17 protein-coding genes and 1 pseudogene are annotated in these 22807 nt (G+C 38.6%); 10 read left to right on the top strand and 8 right to left on the bottom strand.

Features of this window, described 5'->3' with window-relative positions:
• Positions 1-18: 18 nt before the first annotated feature.
• On the bottom strand, positions 19-1479 hold the full coding sequence (locus tag ACT3S9_RS09670) for a beta-barrel assembly-enhancing protease (protein WP_441834164.1): 1461 nt from the start codon (positions 1477-1479) through the stop codon (positions 19-21).
• Between the two features lie 802 nt (positions 1480-2281).
• Between ACT3S9_RS09670 and ACT3S9_RS09665 the strand changes: the two genes are divergently transcribed.
• From ACT3S9_RS09665 to ACT3S9_RS09655, 3 genes are all read left to right on the top strand, one after another.
• Complete coding sequence (locus tag ACT3S9_RS09665) at positions 2282-2500, top strand: hypothetical protein (protein ID WP_441834163.1); 219 nt, start codon at positions 2282-2284, stop codon at positions 2498-2500.
• Positions 2493-3569, top strand: coding sequence for an AI-2E family transporter (locus tag ACT3S9_RS09660; RefSeq protein ID WP_441834162.1), 1077 nt, complete (start codon positions 2493-2495; stop codon positions 3567-3569). The genes ACT3S9_RS09665 and ACT3S9_RS09660 overlap by 8 nt, the downstream gene beginning before the upstream one ends.
• A 128-nt stretch (positions 3570-3697) precedes the next feature.
• Positions 3698-5953: an aminotransferase class V-fold PLP-dependent enzyme gene (locus tag ACT3S9_RS09655; protein ID WP_444750919.1), complete on the top strand. Its 2256-nt coding sequence runs from the start codon at positions 3698-3700 to the stop codon at positions 5951-5953.
• Positions 5954-6020: 67 nt separating this feature from the next.
• Here the strand turns inward: ACT3S9_RS09655 and ACT3S9_RS09650 are convergent, their stop codons facing one another.
• The gene (locus ACT3S9_RS09650) at positions 6021-7052 is read right to left on the bottom strand and encodes a LacI family DNA-binding transcriptional regulator (RefSeq protein WP_441834160.1); all 1032 of its coding nucleotides are present in this window, start codon (positions 7050-7052) and stop codon (positions 6021-6023) included.
• A gap of 441 nt (positions 7053-7493) precedes the next feature.
• Here ACT3S9_RS09650 and pgi point away from each other — a divergent pair, with 441 nt between their 5' ends.
• The 5 genes from pgi (at position 7494) to ACT3S9_RS09625 (ending at position 15478) form a co-directional block, all read left to right on the top strand.
• A complete protein-coding gene (gene pgi, locus ACT3S9_RS09645) occupies positions 7494-9137 on the top strand; it encodes a glucose-6-phosphate isomerase (RefSeq protein ID WP_441834159.1) in 1644 nt (547 codons plus the stop codon).
• A 244-nt stretch (positions 9138-9381) separates the two neighbouring features.
• Positions 9382-10854: a glucose-6-phosphate dehydrogenase gene (zwf, locus tag ACT3S9_RS09640; RefSeq protein ID WP_444750918.1), complete on the top strand. Its 1473-nt coding sequence runs from the start codon at positions 9382-9384 to the stop codon at positions 10852-10854.
• Positions 10855-11565, top strand: coding sequence for a 6-phosphogluconolactonase (pgl, locus tag ACT3S9_RS09635; protein ID WP_441834187.1), 711 nt, complete (start codon positions 10855-10857; stop codon positions 11563-11565).
• A 648-nt stretch (positions 11566-12213) separates the two neighbouring features.
• Positions 12214-14808, top strand: coding sequence for a TonB-dependent receptor (locus ACT3S9_RS09630; RefSeq protein ID WP_441834157.1), 2595 nt, complete (start codon positions 12214-12216; stop codon positions 14806-14808).
• 586 nt (positions 14809-15394) lie between these two features.
• The gene (locus tag ACT3S9_RS09625) at positions 15395-15478 is read left to right on the top strand and encodes a hypothetical protein (protein WP_441834186.1); all 84 of its coding nucleotides are present in this window, start codon (positions 15395-15397) and stop codon (positions 15476-15478) included.
• 437 nt (positions 15479-15915) lie between these two features.
• On the opposite strand, the gene ACT3S9_RS09620 is transcribed toward ACT3S9_RS09625, so the two are convergent.
• Positions 15916-16626, bottom strand: a complete 711-nt coding sequence (locus tag ACT3S9_RS09620; RefSeq protein WP_441996409.1) for a DUF6445 family protein — start codon at positions 16624-16626, stop codon at positions 15916-15918.
• Positions 16627-16856: 230 nt separating this feature from the next.
• Between ACT3S9_RS09620 and ACT3S9_RS09615 the strand changes: the two genes are divergently transcribed.
• A complete protein-coding gene (locus ACT3S9_RS09615) occupies positions 16857-17561 on the top strand; it encodes a SapC family protein (protein ID WP_441996407.1) in 705 nt (234 codons plus the stop codon).
• A gap of 249 nt (positions 17562-17810) precedes the next feature.
• On the top strand, positions 17811-18845 hold the full coding sequence (locus tag ACT3S9_RS09610) for an isoaspartyl peptidase/L-asparaginase family protein (RefSeq protein ID WP_441992766.1): 1035 nt from the start codon (positions 17811-17813) through the stop codon (positions 18843-18845).
• Positions 18846-18851: 6 nt separating this feature from the next.
• Here ACT3S9_RS09610 and ACT3S9_RS09605 read toward each other — a convergent pair whose 3' ends face one another.
• The 5 genes and pseudogenes from ACT3S9_RS09605 to dinG all read right to left on the bottom strand — a co-directional run bounded on the left by ACT3S9_RS09605 (position 18852) and on the right by dinG (position 22777).
• A complete protein-coding gene (locus tag ACT3S9_RS09605; RefSeq protein WP_441834153.1) occupies positions 18852-19016 on the bottom strand; it encodes a DUF2496 domain-containing protein in 165 nt (54 codons plus the stop codon).
• Positions 19013-19236: pseudogene (locus ACT3S9_RS09600) on the bottom strand (late competence development ComFB family protein). The gene ACT3S9_RS09605 and the pseudogene ACT3S9_RS09600 overlap by 4 nt, the downstream one beginning before the upstream one ends.
• A gap of 83 nt (positions 19237-19319) precedes the next feature.
• Positions 19320-19925 (bottom strand): primosomal replication protein, encoded by a 606-nt coding sequence (locus tag ACT3S9_RS09595; RefSeq protein WP_441996405.1) that lies wholly within the window; start codon positions 19923-19925, stop codon positions 19320-19322.
• Positions 19926-20702 carry a TSUP family transporter gene (locus tag ACT3S9_RS09590; RefSeq protein ID WP_441996404.1) on the bottom strand — a complete coding sequence of 259 codons (777 nt, stop codon included), beginning with the start codon at positions 20700-20702 and terminating at the stop codon, positions 19926-19928.
• Positions 20702-22777: an ATP-dependent DNA helicase DinG gene (dinG, locus tag ACT3S9_RS09585; protein WP_444750917.1), complete on the bottom strand. Its 2076-nt coding sequence runs from the start codon at positions 22775-22777 to the stop codon at positions 20702-20704. The genes ACT3S9_RS09590 and dinG overlap by 1 nt, the downstream gene beginning before the upstream one ends.
• Positions 22778-22807: the final 30 nt, after the last annotated feature.

Genomic DNA, 22807 nt, shown 5'->3' with positions numbered 1-22807 from the left:
GGCCATGCAGCACGAGACTTAAAGTCTCGCGAGTTCTTTTTGCATTTTCCTGTATTGTGTTAGCAATGCTTTGAGACGCTGCTGTTTATTAAGCTCCCCTGGCTCAACAAAGTTAAGGGCTTTTTGTATTTCATCAGCAGCCTTTAAATAGGCGCCGTATTGCGACAGTACATCTGCGTGAGCTTCATGATAGGCGGCTAATTTTTCCTGCTTTTTATATACATCCGCAATCAATTGCTTGCCTAAGCTATGGTTAGGTTTTGCTAACAAAAATGATTTTAGTACTCGTTCTGCAACATTATATTGCTTTGCCTCTATTGCGGCATTAGCATAGTTTAAAGTGATCACTTGGTTGTTAGGACGATTATCATGCAGTGGCGCTAAAAACTTAACCGCTTCGTCAGCTTTTTCTTGGGCTATGAGTAAATCGGTATGGGTATCGATATAAAATAAATTTTTTGGATCATCAGCCAATAACTTGTTTAAAATAGGCGCGGCTTCATCGAGCTTTTCTTGATCTAATAGGCTAATACCCAGACCATAATTAAGCGCTGTTAGGTTATAAAAACTGTTTTCACGAATGAGTTTTCTAAATTGGTTTTCTGCACCTTCAGAGTCTTGATGATAACGAGCAATAACTCGGTTTTTAGCAAGGTGAAAATTTAAACTTGTGGGGTATTGGCGCTTTTCATACTGCTGAGCACGTAAACGTACATCAGATATTCGGCTTTCAGGTAATGGGTGAGTAAGCAAGAATGCAGGTGGTTTATATTGATAGCGAATTTGCGCAGCTAGTTTGGTTAAAAACTCGCTCGATGCGTAAGGGTCGTACCCTGCATTATTTAGAGTTTGCATACCGATACGGTCGGCTTCCTGCTCTGCAGAGCGGCTATGAGTTAATTGGCTAAATGCAGCCTGGGTTTGATTAGCTGAAATTATCGCAATACCCGCATCAGGGGATACTACCGTTGCTAGTATTCCGGCAATCATGCCGGCAATTGTTAAGGCACTATTATCTTGTTGTTGCTGAATGCGACGTGCTAGGTGACGCTGGGTAACGTGGGCAATTTCGTGGCCAAGCACTGATGCAAATTGGCTTTCGTTATCTGATTGCGCAATTAACCCTGTATGTACGCCAACATGTCCGCCATAAAAGGCAAAGGCGTTAATTTCGGGGTTGTTGATCCAAAAAAATGAAAACGGAAATCGCACATCACTAGCATTAGCGATCAGTTTTCGGCCAATGGTCGTTAAGTATTCATCTAAAACAGGATCGTTCACTACTGGTGACGAGCCACGGATTTGCATCATCATTACCTTGCCAATCGCTTGTTCCTTTTCAAGTGGCAATGCTTGTAATGCTGAAGTGCCTAAATCAGGCAACTGAAAACTATTTTGTGCCTTTAATGGCTCACTCACCAGTACACTTAATGTAAGTAGTGCGCTGCACAGTGTAATAAAGGCTGATTTTAGCTGCATTTTATTCCTTGTTAATAATTTCACCGAGCATTAGTTTCGTAATGTCTATGTCATCACGACAGGCTCTGCTATTTTTTCACATAATTGATAAAGCTTTTTATTGTGACTCCATTAGGCTTAATAACGTTCAATTCACGTTATAAAAACTAATAAATGAACAACTTTGTTTATACTGAAGTATCAACGCTTTATTGGCTTTGCCATCTCGTTTATTAGTAAAACCTAATAAACTTATGTAATTAATTTATACAGTTGAAGTTTTATAGTGAGCAGATTCTACACCATAAACTCCATAAAACGATTATATTTAACATCCTGTTCTGTATTGGTATATTTTATAAAGGCCAGTACCCATAATGCTCAAACCTGTGGCCTATAATATTTTTATACACAGCGCTACGCGGTTTATGCTAATAATGAATTTCGCAAAAAACACCTTCATATTTAGCGAGTAAACCGAGATACAAATTATGTTTATCAAGTAATCGCTTTACTGTGTCATCAGGCTATCTTTTAAATTCCCCTCAGACTTCCTGACATTAACCGTATGATAAAAAGGTGGCAGTTCACCTCTGTTAATTTGCTTTTTATACCCGTAACCTCTTTTAATGTTGGATTACTGAGTAGTTGCGTTTTATTATGAGTACTAAGTATTAACGTATCCTTACTGCTGTTTATACCTCAAGGATAAACTATTGCAGAGCGGGTTTTAAGAGAAAGTTCTTTTTTTGATAGCGAGCAGTTTAAAAAAGACCTTTGTTATGCAATTAATTATTCATTTTATTTGTTGGAGATTTTGCTAGTGTTAGAATACAACTTACAACAATATAAATGCCCGCAACTATTTATTCAGTTTAAATTAGGGTTACGTGAGGCATTAACAAGCCAGCAAGGTATTGTGTTTCAATTACCAACAGGTCAATCAACTCATGACATTGAGCGGTATTTAAAAAAATACTATTTTCAATATCAATTAAAACAGCAGCATCATTTGCTTACTGTGGAGCCAAAACGTGTTTGAATATGTAAAGTTATGGTACGAAAGAAAGTTTTCAGATCCTCATTCAGTAACTCTGTTATTTTTATTACTTGCTCTAATGGCAATGTTTTATTTCTTTGGTGCTTTTATCGTGCCGGTTTTAGTTGCATTGGTGATTGCTTATCTACTTGATTGGCCAGTTGTACACTTAGAACGTTTTGGTTTACGCCGCGTGACCGCCACCATTATCGTTATGCTTATTTTTAGTGGTTTGATGTTGACCTTAATTATTGGTATTGGCCCAGTACTCTGGCAGCAAGCTACTAATTTAGTACAAGAGTCGCCGTATATGGTTGAGCAGGGTAAGTCATTTTTACTACATTTGCCTGAGCAATATCCTAGTTTAATTAATGCCGAGCAAGTAAAGTCGATGGTTGCCGGTGTTGAAACCAAAGCTATTGAATTTGGTCAGCGGTTACTTTCAATATCATTGACTTCATTAAAAGATCTGGTGACGTGGCTTATTTACTTAATTTTAGTACCACTACTAGTGTTATTTATGCTTAAAGATAAGCTTGATTTGATTAAAAGTACTGAAAAGCTAATACCTAAACAGCGACGTTTAATTCTACAAGTTTGGCATGAAATGAATCAGCAAATTATGAATTATATTCGTGGCAAAGTGTTTGAGATTTTAATTATCGGCTCCTCTTCATTTATTGCCTTTACTATTTTTGACTTACGTTATGCAGTATTACTCGGTGTATTAGTGGGGTTATCTGTATTAATTCCTTTTGTTGGTGCGGCGCTTGTCACTATTCCGGTGGCTGCAGTAGCACTATTTCAATTTGGTTTAGAAACCCAGTTTTGGACTATTTTAATTGTTTACGGAATTATTCAAGCGCTGGACGGCAACGTGTTAGTGCCTTTACTTTTCTCTGAAGCGGTTGACTTGAACCCGGTGTTTATTATTGTTGCGGTGCTATTTTTTGGTGGTTTATGGGGCTTTTGGGGTGTGTTTTTTGCTATACCGCTTGCGTCGTTGGTTAAGGCTTTACTTAATGCTTGGTCAACCAAGCAAGAAGAATATGCAATTGAGCATCACTCATAATAAACTGATAGATAGTATTAAATAATATATAAAGCGCACCTTACTAAGTAATTGATTATAACCAAGCCCATTAAATTTATGTAGAATGGGTTATAAGGTATGCTTTTTAGTAATATGGTGCGCTTTTAATGTCTGAATTTTTATTGCAAAATGATCCCACTTCACAAATTTATCTTGATGCGAATGCCACAACGCCGGTGTTAAAATCAATTAGCGATGTTGTATCTCATACTATGCAAATTTGTTTTGGTAACCCTTCTTCATCACATATCTCGGGTATTCAGGCAAAAAGTTTATTAGAGAGTGCTCGCAGCAAAGCGCGTAGGGTTATTGGCGCGACAACGGGAGATATACTCTTTACCTCAGGCGCTACAGAAGGTATTCAAACTGGTGTAGTATCGACACTTATTGCCGCAAAAAATCACGGTCTTCGTGCGCCGGTATTATTATATGGTGCCACAGAGCATAAAGCCGTACCGAATACATTAGAGCATTGGAATCAAGTACTAGGTATTAATGCACAAATCTTGGCCATACCTGTAGATGAATACGGCATATTAGATTGTAACTTTATTGCTAAACACGCCAAAAATGCACTGATGATTTGCACTATGGCTGTGAACAACGAAACCGGTGTTTTTCAAGACTTGGCAGCTATAGAAAATGCAATTCGCAGTCATAATACTGATGTGGCTTGGATGGTAGACTGTGTACAAGCGCTTGGTAAAACGGCGCTGGCTTTAGGTGAAACCAGCATAGACTACGCCCCATTTTCTGGCCATAAACTGTATGCACCCAAAGGCATAGGTATTTTGTATATTCGACAGGGCAGTGCATATACCCCGTTTATAGCAGGCGGTGGGCAAGAAAGTGGTATGCGTTCAGGCACTGAAAACCTGCCTGGTATTGCAGGTTTAAATAAACTGTTTAGCTTATTACTTGATACTGATGACAATACGTTCAAATCACTGGATATATTGTATGAGTATCGCACTCAGCTACATCAAGCATTACTCGATACGTTTGGTTCTTTAACTTTTAATCACAGCTTTTCACACTCAGTACCGACCACTTTAAACTTTGCTGTTGATGGCTTAAGCAGTAAAGAAGTCATGGATATGTTTGATGCTGCAGGTATTCGCGTAAGTGGCGGTTCTGCATGTAGTTCAGGCGCTAATCGCAGTTTTGTGTTAGATGCCATGGGTATGAGTGATTGGCAAAGTGAAAATGCCATTCGATTATCGTTTGGCCCTGGCATAACGCAAAGTGAAATTGAACAAGCTTGTATACGAATTCGTTCATTAAAAACTATTTTAGCAGTTAACTGTTTAGTAGTATCAGACTCTACAGAGCCGTTCCAAGACGTTTGCGCTTTAGGGCTCACTCAATTTAGACATCAAGGAGCCTGCTGCTGGCTGTATGTAAGCAATAATAAGCAAGCAGTGATTGTTGACCCTATTGTTGAGCTTATTCCTCGCCTTGAAAAAATAGTGCAAACGCAAAATTTACAGCTTGTCGCCATTCTTGACACACATGCCCATCAAGAGCGTACCGCAGCGAGAGTGCTACTTACAGAAGCGCTTAAGCTCACCTTGACTGAAAGTAATAATTTAGGTTGGCCAATCAGCACTTCTCAGATTTTGTTATCTGAATGTATTATCGAGTCAATAGCGACTCCAGGGCACAGTGATGACAGCGTGAGCTATTTACTACGCTGTAATAATACTAATCAGGTACAATTTTGTTTTTGTGGTGACTTATTATTGCCTGCGGGGCTCGGTAATACGGCTATTAAAGGCGGTAATGCGTTATTGATGGCAAAGTCTTTAAAGTTACTTAACGCATGTTTATCAGAAGATTCAGTGATTTGTTCTGGCCATGATTATCAGCAATGCTTTGCAATTAACTGGCAGGTACAAAAGCAACAAACTGCGCTTTTAAATTCACTTTTAAATAATGATCTGAGTGACGAAGAGTTTGCAAAGCAGAAATTGGCCAGTGATGAGGTTAATATGGATCAATTTGCTAGTCTTTGTGGTTATGCGCAAAGTTTAGAGCATATCAACGCAAAGGAATTAGATCCCAAACAAGCAAGAGCGATGCTTAAAAAATCAAGCTGCTATATAATTGATACTCGAGAACCGTATGAGCACAGTGTTGCTGATATCCCACTGCTATTCGGAGTGAGTGCTGAGCGCGTTATTAATATACCGCTAAGCCGGATGGCGAATGCATTAGTTGCACAGCAACTTAAAAAACACACCGATTATATTTTGTTATGCCGAAGTGGTAACCGGTCCAAGCAGGCTGCGTTTAACCTGACTCAGTTAGGCTTTGAAAACGTGTATAATTTAAGAGGGGGGTTAGCTTTGTTTAATGTTTAAAAAGCATTAATAGGTTAATAACGGATACAAAACATGAAGTTATCAAAACATCATTTTTATTGCAGCGTTATGGTATTTTCGGTCCTGAGCTTTCACGCACCACTAGCGATGGTGTAAAAGAAGTAATAATTTCTTTATCTTGGTTACGTATTCCACGGGTTTTAGTAAATAATAAACGCGCAGCATGCTGTGAAATAACATCATTGGCCTGATGCGCGGTGGTGAGCTTTGGCCACGTTTGGCGTGAGAACGGCGAGTCCTCAAACCCTGTGATAGAAAGTTGTTCAGGGATGCCAATGCCCATCAAGCGTGCCGCAAATAATGCCCCTGCCGCCATTTCATCATTACCGCCAAGTAACGCAGTGATGGCGAGTTTGTTATTATTGGCTAATAATGTTTTAGCGCCATTAACGCCTGACTCAAACGAATAATTACCGTCATAAATAAACTCAGGATTAAATGTTATATTATGATCAGTAAGTGCTGCTTTATAACCTGCAAAGCGTTCTGTGGTCGATTTATGTTCTTTATCCCCACACAAAAAGCCAATATGTAGATGACCTAAACTTAATAGGTGGCTTGTGATTTCATAGGCTGCTTTATAGTCATTTACATAAATGCAGGTATCTTGATTGTCATCAGTTGGACGCCCTGATAATACGCGCACATAATGAATACCTAGATCATCAAGCATATCGGTAATATTGGTTTGCTCAGAAAGCGGAGGAGTGAGCACTAAACCGGCTAAGCGAGAGCGTTTAACCATGGTTTTAAAGTCATGCTCCATGTTGCTATCGGTTGAACTACACGGGTGAATAACCAGCTCATAGCCTTCTTCTTTACAGCGTGACAATACCCCGTTTTGCATGTCGATGACATAGTATGCATTTGGGTTATCGTAAACTAAACCTACAGTAAATGATGAAGTACCCGCTAAATTACGCGCCGCTAAGTTTGGCTGATAATTTAGTTGTGCGACGGCTTCCATGACAGTGTCGTAGGTCCTTTTACGTACCGATGGCTCTTTATTAATTACCCTTGAGACGGTTTTCATGGAAACCTCAGCGAGTTTCGCTACATCATTAATAGTTACTTTCATAAAGTTGCTTATAGGTTGTTATTTATTGTCATTTATTGTCATTTATTTTTATGGCCTAGCACTTGTGTGGTTAACCGTACTTGATGGTTTTCCGGCCGCTTTTATCTATTTTTAAAGCAAAGTGTGTATGCTTTAATGAAACTAAGTAATTAACTATGAAATACTTAGCTAATTTCCCCGTTTTTCATCAAGACTTATTAGTGTATCGAATGTTCAGCAAAATTAGCAGTAAAATAATTGAGAAAATTTTTATGATACCGGTGTCAAAAGCGTAAAAGTGCGTTATTATCTCGATTGTAAAATATAAAATCGGATGATTGATAGCGTTGTTATTTTAACTTATCGTTGACTTTTTTTGTATGTTATTACGCTATCGAAAAGCGAAGTAAATTAAAAGATAGTTGTAAATCAGTTTGTTGCAAGTTTTTAGAGGGTATATTTATGAGTAGCCGTACAAAGTTAGCAAGTTGGCAAGCATTGCAAAATAGTGCAACTAAGATGAAGGACGTTCATCTTAAAGATTTATTTGCCGCAAACAGTGCACGTTTTCAGCAGTTTTCTACTCAAATTCCGGGCTTGCTTTTTGATTTTTCAAAACAACGTGTCGACGAAACGGTGTTTAAACAACTTATTTCTTTAGCAACAGAGTGCGACATAGATACATGGCGCAAAAAAATGTTTAGCGGTGAAAAAATCAATATCACCGAAGACAGAGCTGTATTACATACCGCATTACGAAATCGTGCAAATACTCCCCTTATTGTCGATGGTGAAAACATAACTGATGCTGTGAATAGTGAACTGGCTAAAATGAAGCAGTTTGTAAATAAAGTGCGCACTGGTCAGTGGCAAGGCTATACGGGCAAAGCAGTGAAAGATGTAGTTGCGATTGGTGTCGGGGGGTCAAATCTCGGTCCACAAATGGCCACAGAAGCACTGGCATCGAATGCAGATGAAACATTAAACGTACACTATGTATCGAATGTAGACGGCGTACAAATAGCCTCTGTATTAGAAAAGCTTGACGCAGAAACTACGTTATTTGTTATCTCATCAAAGACATTTACCACTTCAGAAACCATGACTAACGCGCAAACTTCAGTTGAATGGTTTTTACAAACAGCCGCAGAGCAAGATATCGCCAAGCACTTTGTGGCGGTGAGCACTAATTTAGAAAAAACCGCAGCGTTTGGCATCGCTGATGAAAACGTATTCACTATGTGGGATTGGGTCGGTGGTCGCTTTTCACTATGGAGTGCCATAGGCTTACCTATTGCGTTATATTTAGGCTTTGAAGCGTTTGAAGAAATACTTGAAGGTGCTTTTGAAATCGATGAGCACTTTAAAAATGCACCTGCCGATGAAAATGTGCCGTTAATAATGGCTCTGTTAAGTGTATGGAATACCAGCTTTTTAGGCTATGAATCGCAAGCTATTCTACCATATGATCAAGCATTACATATGTTGCCAGCTTATTTACAGCAAGGTGAGATGGAAAGTAACGGCAAACATGTTAATTTTAATGGCGAAACAGTGCCTTATACAACGGTGCCTATTATTTGGGGTATGACTGGTATTAACGGCCAGCATGCTTTTTACCAATGTTTGCATCAAGGTAATGTAATTGTTCCAGCTGATTTTATCGCCTCTATTGAACCGCAAACGAGTGTGGGTAAGCATCACGATATTTTATTATCGAATTTCTTTGCACAAACACAAGCAATGATGATGGGTGTGGATGCAGAGCAAATAACAGCCGACTTAACGGCTAAAGGTAAGTCGGCAGATGAAATTGCTGAATTACTAAAACATAAAATTCATAAAGGCAATCGCCCAACAACGTCAATGTTGTTAGATAAGGTTGATGCTAAAACAGTCGGGCGCTTAATTGCCTTATATGAGCATAAAATATTTTGCCAAGGCATTATTTTAGAGATTTGTTCATTTGACCAATGGGGTGTTGAGCTTGGCAAAGGGTTGGCTTCAAAAATCGAAGCTGAACTTTTTGACGATAACATTTCAAACGCTCACGATTGTTCAACTGACGGTTTAATTGCGCATTACAAAGCGAATCGCAAACAGTAAAAGTTTAGTAGGCTATACGCCAAAACCAATTACCTTTGAACGGGTAGCGCTGGAGTTCTTAGGGCCTGTACTTTTGTGAGAGGAATTGCAGGGCCCCTAAGGCTCATTTACTAACAGTCAAGGCTTTTGCTTGAATATCAGTTTTCCTGCAAGGTCCTATCATCTAAATAACAAGTATGTATACCTATGCTCTTTATTTTTAAAGTAGCTGAAAACCGGGTATATCCAACGTAGGAAGTTAATTATGCTAAATCCTTTTGATATCATCATTTTTGGGGGCGGCGGTGATCTTGCTCTACGCAAGCTATTACCTGGTATGTATCGTGCATACCAAGAGGGTAATTTACCTCAAGGTTCGCGTATCCTACCAACTGTTCGTGATCATACAAAATGTGCAGAATATATTGATGCGGCACACGCTGCACTTAAAGAGTTTTTAGCAAAAGGTGAATTTAACGCCAAGGATTGGAAAGCTTTTTCAGCCTTTTTAGTGCCGGTTGTTACCAACGTTACCGAAGCTGATGATGACTGGGATAAGCTAAAAGCTATTTTAGATGAACATGAAGAAGATAAGTCTCGCGTATTTTACCTATCACTTCCACCTGCTGTTTACGGTAGTTGCTGTGAAATTTTATCAAATAAAAACCTCATTACTAAAACCTCCCGTGTGGTTGTTGAAAAACCAATTGGTTACTGTGGTAATTCAGCTGAAGAAATTAACGCTAAAATTGCAGAGTTTTTTAGTGAAGATCAAATATTCCGTATTGATCATTACTTAGGTAAAGAAACGGTACAGAATTTAATGGCGTTACGTTTTTCAAATTCAATATTTGAAAACATGTGGGATGCTAAATCAATCGATAATATTCAAATTAGTTTGTCTGAAACAGTGGGCCTTGAAACTCGAGCTGGCTTTTACGATAAAGCTGGCGCACTTCGTGATATGGTGCAAAACCACTTGCTACAATTGCTTTGCCTTGTGGCAATGGAGTCACCAAATAAGCTTAATGCCAGTAGTATCCGTACCGAAAAACTAAAAGTGCTTGAGTCATTACGCCCACTAACTGATGAAGATGTAGATAACAACATTGTTCGTGGTCAATATGTGCCAGGGGATTTAGACGGTAAAATTGTACCCGGTTATCTAGAAGAGTTAAACGAAGGCGCAAGTAAAACTGAAACATTTGTAGCCATTCGTGCGCACATTGATAACTGGCGTTGGGCGGGAGTACCTTTTTACTTACGTACCGGTAAGCGCATGAAAAAGCGCTGTGCAGAAATTATCGTAGAATACAAAAAAGTATCTCATAACGTTTATAACGACAACGTAGGTGATATTGAACCGAACCGTTTGGTTATTCGTTTACAGCCGCAAGAGTCGATTCAACTTACCCTGATGTCAAAACGCCTAGATAACCTTGAGATGCAACTTGAGCCAGTAACAATGAATATTGAGTTATCACAAGCTTATAGTAATGGCTTTCACTCAGATGCATATAAGCGCTTAATGCTTGATGCCGCAGCAGATAATCCATCATTATTTATACATCGTGATGAAGTCCGTCAAGCATGGCAGTGGATTGATCCAATCATTGAACGTTGGCAGCAAAAAAGTGCACCTTCTTTATACCGTGCAGGTAGTTGGGGGCCCGATGATGCAGATGAGTTATTAGCTGAAAATAATCACGTTTGGTTTAATACTGGCGATAAGGCATAAATAATGGCAATTGTAGAAAAGTTTTTCGATTCAAAAGAAGCACTAACTCACGCGTTATCATCAAGCCTTGAAGAGCGTTTAGTTAGTGGCATTGAAACTGATGGCCGTGCAGTATTAATGGTTTCAGGTGGTTCATCGCCAGCACCAGCTTATAAACATTTATCAAATCTTGCGCTTGATTGGGCAAGTATAGATGTGGCTATGGTCGATGAGCGCTGGGTTGATGCAAGTCATGATAAAAGTAATGAAGCGTTTATTAAAAACACGCTTCTACAAAATCATGCAGCAACAGCCAATTTTATCACCATGAAAAATGATGCATCGACAGCAGAGCAGGGAAGTGAAGCATGTGAAAGTGCTTATCAGTCACTCAAACGCCCCTTCGATATTACAATTTTAGGAATGGGCCCTGATGGGCATACCGCCTCATTATTTCCACATGCACAAGGTTTGGATAACGGTTTAAAAACCGATAGTCTTGTCTGTGCTATCAATGCTATTGAAAGTGATGTTACCGGCGCAATAACTGAACGTATGACTTTGACTTTAAATGCTATTGCGCAATCTAAAGTGGTGAAGTTGTTAATTAGCGGAGAAGAAAAGCTTGCTGTATATAAAGCGGCAAAGGCTGGTGGCGATGTAAACGATATGCCACTTCGCGCGGTATTAAATCACCCAGAAATCAATATTGAGGTTTATTGGGCACCTTAACCCGATATCGATAGAAGCTAAACTTAAAGGCGAGCATTAATGCTCGCTTTTTGCTTTAAATCCTTTCTAAAAAACCAAATAGACTTAGCTCTAGCGCAGATAAGTAACGAGTTACTCCAAGACTAACTAGACATCAGACAATAGTCGAAGAACTCCCTTCAATCCGGAGGTGGTAACGTTATCATTGGTGGTGGGCATTATTTGCACGCACTTTTTTATCTGCCCTAAAAAATTGGCATATTAATCACTATGTAGAAGTTAAATGTTTTAAATACCATTTAACGTTATTTATACCTTTCTAAGTTAGGTTTATTGCCATGCATATTTACCGTAATGTATTTATGGCACTTATTCTTACACCTTTTTTAATATCCCGCTAATTACTCAGAATGGATAGTATATTTTTATTTTCTCAGGCTTAGGGCGTTATATTGCACTGTTGATATGTAACAAAGCATAAAGACCCTAATTAAACTTTCTATATTTCAATTGCATATAATATTAATCGTAATTTTTCTATAAAAAACCGATAAAATATGTAGCAAAAATGTAATTAAGAATGTATGGTTTGTTATTAGATGACAGCGTTGTCATCTCGCTGGGCAGAAGTGATAGATAAAACCAATAAAATGACTCAAGGGGAATCCTGTGTTAGCTAAAAATTTTAAACAAAGCTTATTAGCAGTAAATATCGGTCTTGTAATGAGTGCCGGGTTCACTGGTGCTGCATACGCAGCTGAAGAAAATCAAGTAAAAAAAGATGTTGAAGTGATTGAAGTACGTGGTATTCGTCGCTCACTCGAAGCTTCAATGAATACTAAACGCTTTTCAAACTCTGTAGTTGATGCTGTAAGTGCTGAAGATATTGGTAAGTTTCCTGATGGTGATGTAGGTGAAGCGTTAGGTCGTATATCTGGTGTTGCTGTAAACCGCCAGTTTGGTCAAGGTCAGCAAGTTTCAATTCGAGGCGCTTCAAGTCAGCTAACTCGTACATTACTTAATGGCCATACGGTCGCTTCTACAGGTTGGTATGACCAGCAATCAATAGATCGTAGCTTTAACTACACATTGCTTCCACCTGAATTAGTAGGCGAAATTGAAGTTTATAAATCATCGCAAGCAGACATTGTTGAAGGTGGTGTTGGCGGTACTGTTATTGTTAACACTCGTAAGCCGTTAGATATTGATGCTGGTACTACTTTCCTAAGTGCTAAAGCAGATTACGGTACTATTTCTGAAGAAACAGATCCGCAAATTTCAGGCTTATTTAGCTGGAAGAATGATGAAGAAACATTTGGTTTCTTAGGCTCAGTTTCATACGCTGAAACTAACTACCAACGTAATGGCATTGAGTCATTAATTGGTTGGGGAGATATTGTTCCGTCTACTTTCCAACAAGAACGAGAGCGCACTGCGTTAAATGCAACTTTCCAGTATCGCCCTACAGATAACTTGGAGCTAGGCCTTAATTTAATTAGCCTTGAGTTAGATGCAAACAATGCGAATACTTCAAACTTCCTAATATTCCCAGATGACAAAGAAGCTGCGTGTGAACAAACTAACGCTTCTGGCACATGTACTTTCTATCGCCGTGTAGGAACAGATGAAAATGGTGGGTGGGCTCAAACTTGGGCTCGTGTAGCAAGTATGAAATCAGATACTGCAGATTTGAACTTCAAATATGACGCTGAAAACTTTACAGTGTCAGGCCGTGTTGGTACAACAGAGTCTGAAGGTGGTACTGATTTAACGACTAACTACGGTAACTTTATTGGTGTTCCAGCTGATTATGCGGGTACATATGATGCTACAGGCGAAGTTATTAAGATTGATATAGCCAATAATCATTTTGAGCCTTCTGATTTTGCAGGCGATTTATCACCTGCTAGTTGGTCACTCAAAAAGCAACCAAACTCAGATGAAGAAACTTACGCCCAGTTAGATTTTTCTTTTCCAGTAGATTTTGGTGCAATCACTGCAATTAAAACTGGTTTCCGTTGGACCGATCATGAAGTAAAACAGGAAGCTTTTTCAACCTCATTAATTGATACTTTACCTACTGGTGATGGTGAAAAATATTATTCAGGTACAATATCCTCTGGTGCTGGATTTACTTTGCCTGAGCCAGATTTTGATGCGATGATAGCAGATGCAAAAGCATCCATTACGAGCTTTGATAGCAATTCTGAAGTTTACCGTTCTGCTTATGGTAAAATAGAAGAAGAGAATATAGCACTTTATGCAATGGCTGAATTCTCAGCTGACGCTATTCGTGGTAACTTTGGTTTACGTTATATCTCAACAGATGCAGAATCTGATTATTACGGCTTTGCGAATGGCGCTTATGAAAGCACGCTAAGTACGGATAAAGCAAGTTATAACGATATCTTACCAAGCGTTAATATTGCTTTTGACTTAGTTGATGATGTTATTCTACGTACTTCTGCATCACAGGTAATCGCTCGTCCTAATTACACTGATATGTTTTCTGCTTCTTCATTCGCAGGTTACTCAGATGGTATTGCAGGAAATGAAGTATTAACTAAAGGTAATGTAGGTCTAAACCCATTTAAAGCGACTCAAGCTGATTTAGGTATTGAATGGTACTTTGATGGTGATGGTATGATCAGTGCGACGTACTTCTTTAAGGACATTACTTCGTTTGTAACCTCTAGCCAAATACTAAACCAACAAATTGGTGTATATGACCCTGATACTCAGGGTGATAACTGGACGCTTTCTACTAAGCTAAATTCTAGCGGCGGTGAAATTGAAGGTATTGAACTACAGATTCAAGATGGTTTTGACAGTGGTTTTGGTTACTCTGCAAACTATACTTTTGTTGATGCGCCTTCAAATGCTGAAAACTATCCTGATTTAATTCCGGTTTTTTCAGATTCATCTGAGCATACAGTCAATCTAGTTGGTTACTATGAAACTGATACTTACTCAGCTCGCTTAGCTTATAACTGGCGTTCAGAGTATATGATCCGTGAATTACCAGGTTTTTATGGAAATCGTGAACACCAATCATATGGAACACTTGATTTAAGTGCTAACTATAGCGTAACTGATAATATCGATTTGACCTTTGAAGCCGTTAACTTAACTGAAGAAGATAGCGTGCAAATCGGTATTGCGCCGACAGACGCAGAAGTCGTCCCAGAGCTTAAAGATGGCTATCCTGCATGGAGCTTTGAAGGTGAAGCTCGTTACAAGCTTGGCGTAACACTTCGTTTCTAATTATTAGCTACTAATAGATGAAAGCCCAGTTTAGCTGGGCTTTTTCATGTTTCATGAATAATTAATTCGGGTGAATAATGATAAAAAACATTGCAATTATAGACGGCGACACAGCAATGCTGGCTATCGAGCACTCTTAAAGCAAGGAGCTTCAATAACTTTATCAGCGGTTGCTTAGAGGGGCTGCAATCCTTGGCGATAAGAAAGGAGTAGATTTTAGAGCGTTCTAACCTTTTGCTTACAGATACAGCTCTAACGTTTTGGGATATAGTCTTAACGCAAGGGGGATTGATTTTTTATTCATCAAAGCATGTGAATGATGAGCAAGCTCATAGTAAGTTATATCACTATTTAGGGGAGCAATTTACGGGTTTAGTACCTATGAACGTAGGACGAAAAAACTATTGTGACATAAAAATTGTGTAGCAATAGGCTTGTCGCAGGGTTTTATTGAGCCTTTATAGCCGTCTCAGCCAACTTACTTACTAAACAGTCCCCTACGTTGCACGCAGATATTCCTTTGTTAAAGGATGCTTATAATAAGCAAGTCAGATACGTTTGGAAATAAACCTTTGATTTTATAAAAATGCATTATTGTATTTCTGATCGCAAAGATTCGGCTTATTGGCTTGAGAATAAAAATGCAGATTCACAATCTGAAAAGTTATAAAGTAACTTGGCTCTGTGGCAGTGGTTTAGTTTGGTCAGAGAGGATTTTGATAGTAAATTTGATCTTTTTGGCTTTGATAATTACTTATATGTTTTAACAGTATGGCGCTAATACATTAAAGCAACTCCCTGATTAATGAAAAAAGTATCTGAGCAAAAAAACGCCAGTAATATAGAGTGAAATAGCTTTTATCTGAACTGTTAGATCACAGAGAGTTAATTAATAAAATTAAGAAGTTTGGTTCACAAAAGCAATAAAGCTTAATCACTTATATATTTAATAAAGACTTTATTAGTGCATGTTTCTCTTTTGAGCTTAAATCAGCTCTAGTATGCTTATTTTTTTAATAAGTAGGTGTTTAACATAAATACTAACCATGCGCAGCCTTTTAGGTTTCTTTAAATTGAATAAATTTCAACCACTAAGGCCGGCGTTCTCTAATAGACTCTGAAAAATGAAGCGATAGACAATCTGCCTAAGCTAATATTATCTAGGTGATTTTTTTTATCTTTTAAATTTGCGCTGTGAAGTAGGTTACTTCTATACAAAACGACTCTGTTTAACTTTGCGTTCACGTTGACAACTTTTTCAAAGAGGCAGGTGTTATCAGATAAGTAACTCTGATGTTGTATTGGGTTATTTTTAACTTGTTCAATCATCTCATGGACTAGATGTTCTTTATCTTTAGTTATTTTTATCAAATTAAAAGGAACATAGCGATAAATAGCTGTGCCACCAAATTCGGAGCCGACTAAATAATGAACTGCGGCAAATGTTTTATCATCGGTAGAGTCTACATGTGGCATTTTCTGTAGTGTATTTAATTCTTCTGGCTTTAATGTGACTAACGAGAGTTTCGCTTTATGAAGATAAATATTTTTATCATCAGTATTTAAAAGTTTTTTCTCAAGTAAGTTATTAATTAATTCTATAAATACTTTAAAGTAGGGTTCAGGCATATCATCTCGTTTTCCTGGATATAAAGTACCGTCACTACCAACGGGGTGCAAATAAGCGTATTGTTTTGCAAAATGCATTATCGGCTCTACATCTTTTATAAAGTCATCGACAATCAATATATCTTCATTAATATCATTAATTTTAATACTTGTGACTTTGTAGTCAGGGTTTAATTCTAAACGCTTCATTACGTAATGCTTCTTGAAATTATGGGCTTAATTGATTGTATCAAACTTGATTTTAAATATGCTATACCGTTTTTTTGAATGAAAAATAGACGGTTTTATAGGAAAAAATCTATCTGTTTTGTTGCTACAAATTGCCACAAAATTTTCACTTCCTTTTTGTGGTTAAAACCTATAGCCTTAAGGCACTAACAGCAATAAAATATAAATTAAATAATTAATGGAGCAGTAACATGGCGGAGCAACAAGTACAGCCTTTACATAACGAAAAACATGCCAATACTAAAATTCAAAACGGCATTAATGTAGAATTTCTAAAAACGCAGCACTTAGTGCCAGTCGTTGCGCATGAGTTTGCTCGCGTGGCAAATGAATTTCCTATGTCGTTTGTTAAAAATAACGAAACAGGTCAATTCCAAGCGGTTGCTATGTTTGGCCTTGAGCCAGGTGAAAACTTATTTATCCAAGACGGTAAATGGACAGCGTCATTTGCGCCTATGGCTGCTACACGCTACCCACTTGGTCTTGTTAAGCATCCTGAAGAAGATCAATACGGCATTGTTATTGATGAAGCAAGCCCGCTAGTTGGTGAAGCTGAAGGTAATACATTATTTGAAAACGGTGAAGAAACAGATTACCTTAAACGCCGCAAAGAAGCGCTAGTGTCTTTTATTGAGTTTTCTCATGTAACTGAGGCGTTTACTAAGTTTTTAGCTGATAAAGAGCTTTTAGTAGCACAAACGCTAACAGTTGATATTAAAGGCGAGAAAAAAGACATCAACGGTATTTACCTTATTGATGAGAAAAAGCTAAATGAATTAAGCGATGAAGAGTTTTTAGAGCTTCGTAAACGCGGTTATTTAGCTCCAATCTATTCATTCTTAACGTCTACACATCAAGTAGCTCGTTTAGCGCGTTTAAAAGCGCAGCATGCTTAATACCAACGTATGATCATTAGAGCGAGTTAAATAACTCCCTAACTGCGTTAAAATTATTACTGTGCTATTTACTTATCGCAATAATCGATTATTAATGCAATTGGTATAATGGCGCAATATAAATGCCAAGAATATTGAATAGTAAAAAGCGCCGCTGGGCGCTTTTTTTATGTCTTTTATCTGGTTAGGCTTGAATTAAAGTAATTTTTTGTTCACATTAGTTTTACTTACATTTTAAAAGAACACATTATGATTAAATCATTATTCGCTGCGATTATTGCCAGCAGTGCATTTTCTTACGCAAATATCAGCTATGCCGCCGAAGCACCCTTTGCTATTGCTATTCACGGTGGGGCAGGTACGATTGAAAAAAGTGCCTTTACACCAGAACAAGAAAAACAATATCGCGCAAAGCTTACTGAAGCAGTTGAAACAGGCTATAACGTATTAGCTAAAGGAGGTGAAAGCCTTGATGCTGTAACCGCAGCCATTAATGTATTAGAGAACTCTCCTTACTTTAATGCGGGTCGCGGTGCGGTATATACTTATGATGGTGCGCATGAGTTGGACGCATCAATAATGGATGGCCGTGATCGCCAAGCAGGTGCTGTTGCTGGAGTTAAACATGTTGAAAGCCCAATTAATTTGGCACGTTTAGTGATGGAAGAATCAGTGCATGTGATGCTCAGTGGACAAGGCGCAGAAGAGTTTGCAAAAGAGCAGGGCGTGCCATTGATTGAAAACAACTTATTTGACACCGAAAGTCGCTACAAGTCGCTGTTAAAGGCCAAAGATAAACTTGATAAAGCCAAGGCAACCAGCAAAGACTATCAAGCGGCGCACCGTGCTTTACCTGTAAACTATAAAATGGGTACGGTAGGTGCTGTAGCCCTTGATAAAAAAGGTAACCTTGCTGCAGGTACATCAACCGGTGGCATGACTGCAAAGCGGTTCGGGCGCATTGGCGATTCACCGGTTATTGGTGCGGGAACGTTTGCTGAGAATGAATCATGTGCAGTGTCGGCAACGGGCCACGGAGAGTATTTTATTCGTTACAATGTCGCGGCAGATATTTGCGCACGGGTTAAGTATCAAAATAAAACCATTATACAAGCAGGTGATGAGGTTATTAATGGAGTGTTAAAGCCGATTGGTGGCACTGGTGGTGTTATTATTGTGGATAACAAAGGTAATATTAGTTTACCATTTAATACCTCGGGCATGTATCGCGCTAGCAAATCAAATACTCAGCCAACATATGTGGGGATTTTTAAAAGCGAGTAAAAAATGCTATTTGAGCAGTGAGTCAGCTTGCTGCTTTTTTTGACTAAAGTCACTTTTTACAATTTCGACTGCTTTTAATACTTCTTCAGGTGCAATATCGTGCTGCTCCAAAAGCATGATTAAATCAATTGCTAGTTTTACGTGTGTTGGTGCATCTTCTAATTCGCTCATTTGTTCTCTTTCTTTTTGGCAGTCTGTGTAATTGCTACATCAATTGCGATCTGTACAGATTTCTCCATATACAACCGTTCTAATTGAGATAACTAGTTTAATACAGTGCAACAAAAGTCAGCCTTCAGATCATCGTAATATCGTTTATCAAGCTGGCGTTTAACTATTTATTCTATGACTATTTTTCATAAAAGTTATGTATATCGTCATGTAATCGCATCAGTTTTCTTTCGCTGTTGATATTTATGCGTTTAAGTAAGTTTATACTAAAGCGGTAGATAAATCGACAGAGTAGCTTTGGGGTTATTTTAGTTGTTGTTTTTCAGCTTTTTGAATTTTATCTTCCGTAGCTGAGATAGCTTTACGACAGCGTCCTAAACGGCCATGTAGTACGAGTATCTCTTGATTGACCTTTTTTACGTTAGCGGGGCCTAAATTTGCCATATGTAATTTACGTTCTTCAATCATTAATATTAAACGACGCTCAAATTCATGGTTTTGTTTAAGCTCTTCATATAGTTCATGAGACGACTGCATGATTTTTTTTACTGCTTGCTGATAAACCTTGGGTTTTGCTGGACGGAATTGGTTTTTATTTTCTTTTTGCCAAATTGGAGTTGATTTAATAACGTTCAGCACGGCTTGAAATTGGCTAGTGATACGATCTAATGCGTAACCATAAGTATGGCGATGCTCACTAGGTGGTAGTCTTTCTACCTCGTCTTGAATCTCATTTACGTAATCAGTAAGGTTCATGCTTTTAGTGGCGAATACGTGCTGCTCAAATAAGCTGGGTTGCTTTTGCATATAACGATTTTTGGCAAAGTGTTTTGCTTTATCAAATTGCTCTGCTTGATGTTTTAAGGTGGCAATTTGTTGGCATAGTTTATCTAAAGCCATATTTTGCATTTACAAATACGCCTCATAAATGAGTTTTAATGCGAGTATGATCACCACGGTATTAAACACAGGGCGAATAAATTTACTACCAAAACGAATTGCTGAATGGGCACCTAACCAAGCACCGAGCATTAAAAATAATCCCATGGTAATGCCAAGTAAAAAGTTAACATGGCCTAGTGCAATAAAGGTAATAAGCGATACAAAGTTAGAAACAAAATTCATTGAACGAGCAAGTCCACAGTTTAGTAATAAGCTCATTTTATACAACAAGCTATTTGATGCAGTCCAAAAAGTGCCAGTACCAGGCCCGGCTAATCCATCAAAAAAGCCAAGGCTTAATCCTTGTAACCATTGTTTTATTTTAGTGGCTTTATTAAGTGGTGGTAGCTTATCGTGTTCGATACTACTGAGGTTGCCAAATAAGCTATAACAGGCCACTAATATGATCACAATTGGCAATAACTTATTTAAAAAATCAATGCTTAAATAATCTACAATTAAGGTTCCGGTTAATGCGCCAATAGCAGTCGCTAAAATAGAGGCCGCCCAAAACCGCGGATTGAAAAGTTGTTTACGAAAATAAGTAACGCTTGCAGTAAGCGAGCCAAAACTTGCGGCGAGTTTATTAGTGCCAAGTGTTAAATGTGGTGGTAAGCCTGCTGTGAGTAGGGCCGGAACCGTTAACATACCACCACCACCAGCAATAGCATCAATAAAACCTGCAGCAAGTGCTACAGCGCAAAGAAGTGCCCAAGTTGTTGGGTCGAGAGCTAATTCAAACATCAATAGTCTATTTTTCTGTTAAAGGGTGGTAGCGTATCGAGCATGGCTTTGCCATAGCGCTTAGTTACTAGGCGACGATCTAAGATGGTTATAGTCCCTTGATCGCTTTCTTTGCGAAGTAGTCTACCACAGCTTTGTACTAATTTCTTTGCCGCATCGGGTACCGTAATTGATAAAAACGGATTGCCGCCTTTGCTTTGCACAAACTCTGCTTGTGCTTCTTCTATAGGAGAGGTAGGTACTGCAAATGGAATTTTAGTGATGACTAAATTTTCAAGGTATTTACCCGGTAAATCAAGTCCTTCAGAGAGGCTTTGCGTGCCAAATAAAATGCTGCCTTGGCCGTTGTCAATATTACTTGTGTGGGCCTTAAGTAATGCTTCGCGAGACATTTCACCTTGTACAAGTATTGCCATATTTTTATCGCGTAGTGCTTTAACAACATGATCCATCTGCCAATAAGAGGCAAACAATACTAAATTTGCTTGCTGTTTATTGAGGTGCTCAGGCAGTACCTTGGCTAAATGGTCACTAAAATCTTTATTAGTGGGTTCAACATGCGACGTAGGAATATGTAACGTTGCTTGTTTTGGATAATCAAATGGCGAGGGTACTTTAATATACTTTACCCCTTCTTCGTTTTTTAAACCGCTTTCGTAGGCAAAGTGATCAAATGAACCTAGTGCCGTAAGCGTTGCTGAACAAAGTACTGCGCCTGCACATTGATTCCATAATTTGTCTTTTAAGTAATAACCGACTTCGATTGGACAATCACTCAGTAAGTGGTCGTGATGGTTTTTATACTCTAGGCGCTTGATCCACCGAGCATGCGGAATACCTTCACCTTTTACAGCGTAACTAAACCATAGTTTATTAAGTTGTTCGAGTCGGTTTATATAGTGGCCACTTTCAGCAAGTATAGGATCGGCTACATACGGCTTAATATCACCGTCGCTAACATCTTGAACTAATGTATCATGCATTTTATTTAAACAGCGCAGCGCATCTAAGGTTGCATCACTAATATCTTTGGCTTTATTATGTAGTGAGGCCGGAATTTCACCGTGTTCAAAGCGGTAGGTATCATCTTTTGAATATTTAAAGTCGGCGTTATCTAAAATATCGCGCACGGCTTTTAAGTCTTTATTAGCATCAACAATACTGTCGGCAAGCTTAAAATTTTGTCCAATGGCCTTTTGACCCACTAATACTTTAGCCATTTTACCACTAAATTTAGTGAGCTTATCGAGCCAATCAATAGTGCCTTTAATAGTGGCAGCAGCAGATGAAAAATCGCGGGTAATATGCGCCAAGTGATGGGCTTCATCAATAACGTAGATGGTATTGTCGGGTTCGGGTAAAATTTTACCTCCGCCTAAATCAAGATCGGCCAATAATAAAGAATGATTAATAACTAATACATCCATTTGCATTAGGCGCTGGCGAGCAAGCTGAAATGGGCAAGTTTGATGTGCTTTCATTTGGCGCTGGCATGCATGCTTGTCGCAGGCTATTAGCCCCCAAACTTTGTCAGGAATAGTATCAGCCCAGCTGTCACGATCCCCTTGCCACTGTTTATTTATATATGCATCGTAAAGTTGTTTTAAACATCTACCTTCCATATCACTCAGTGGCGATGACAGAGTAGGCATAAAGTCCATTTTAGTTTGGTTATCACCATTTACTGCATTATGTAGCTTGTGGGCACAAATATAACGCTGACGGCCTTTGACCAAATCAAATTTAAAATCAAGGCCTGAATGCGTTTTAAAAAAAGGTAACTCTTTACTGATTAACTGCTCTTGTAGGGCAACTGTGGCGGTTGAAATAACCAGTTTCTTTTTTTGTGCCAGCGCCAAAGGGAGTGCGCCTAAACAGTAAGCAAGTGATTTACCAGTGCCTGTGCCTGCTTCTATTACGCAAATACGCTGCTTTTTGTGGTATTCACCGGCTAAGGTTTTAGCTATTTCGGCCACTAAATAATTCTGGCTGCTGCGGGGGCGGTAATCGGTTAGGTTATTGGCTACATGCTGATGAATTTTGCGAATTGTTTTTTTTAATGGTTCAGAAAGCATGGGTTAATAACCTGAAGTATGTATATAATT

It is taken from the genome of Pseudoalteromonas sp. AOP31-A2-14, from assembly GCF_052378035.1.
Lineage (GTDB): Bacteria > Pseudomonadota > Gammaproteobacteria > Enterobacterales > Alteromonadaceae > Pseudoalteromonas.
Note: the sequence above shows the minus strand (reverse complement) of the source record. Positions and strands in the feature narration are given on the sequence as shown.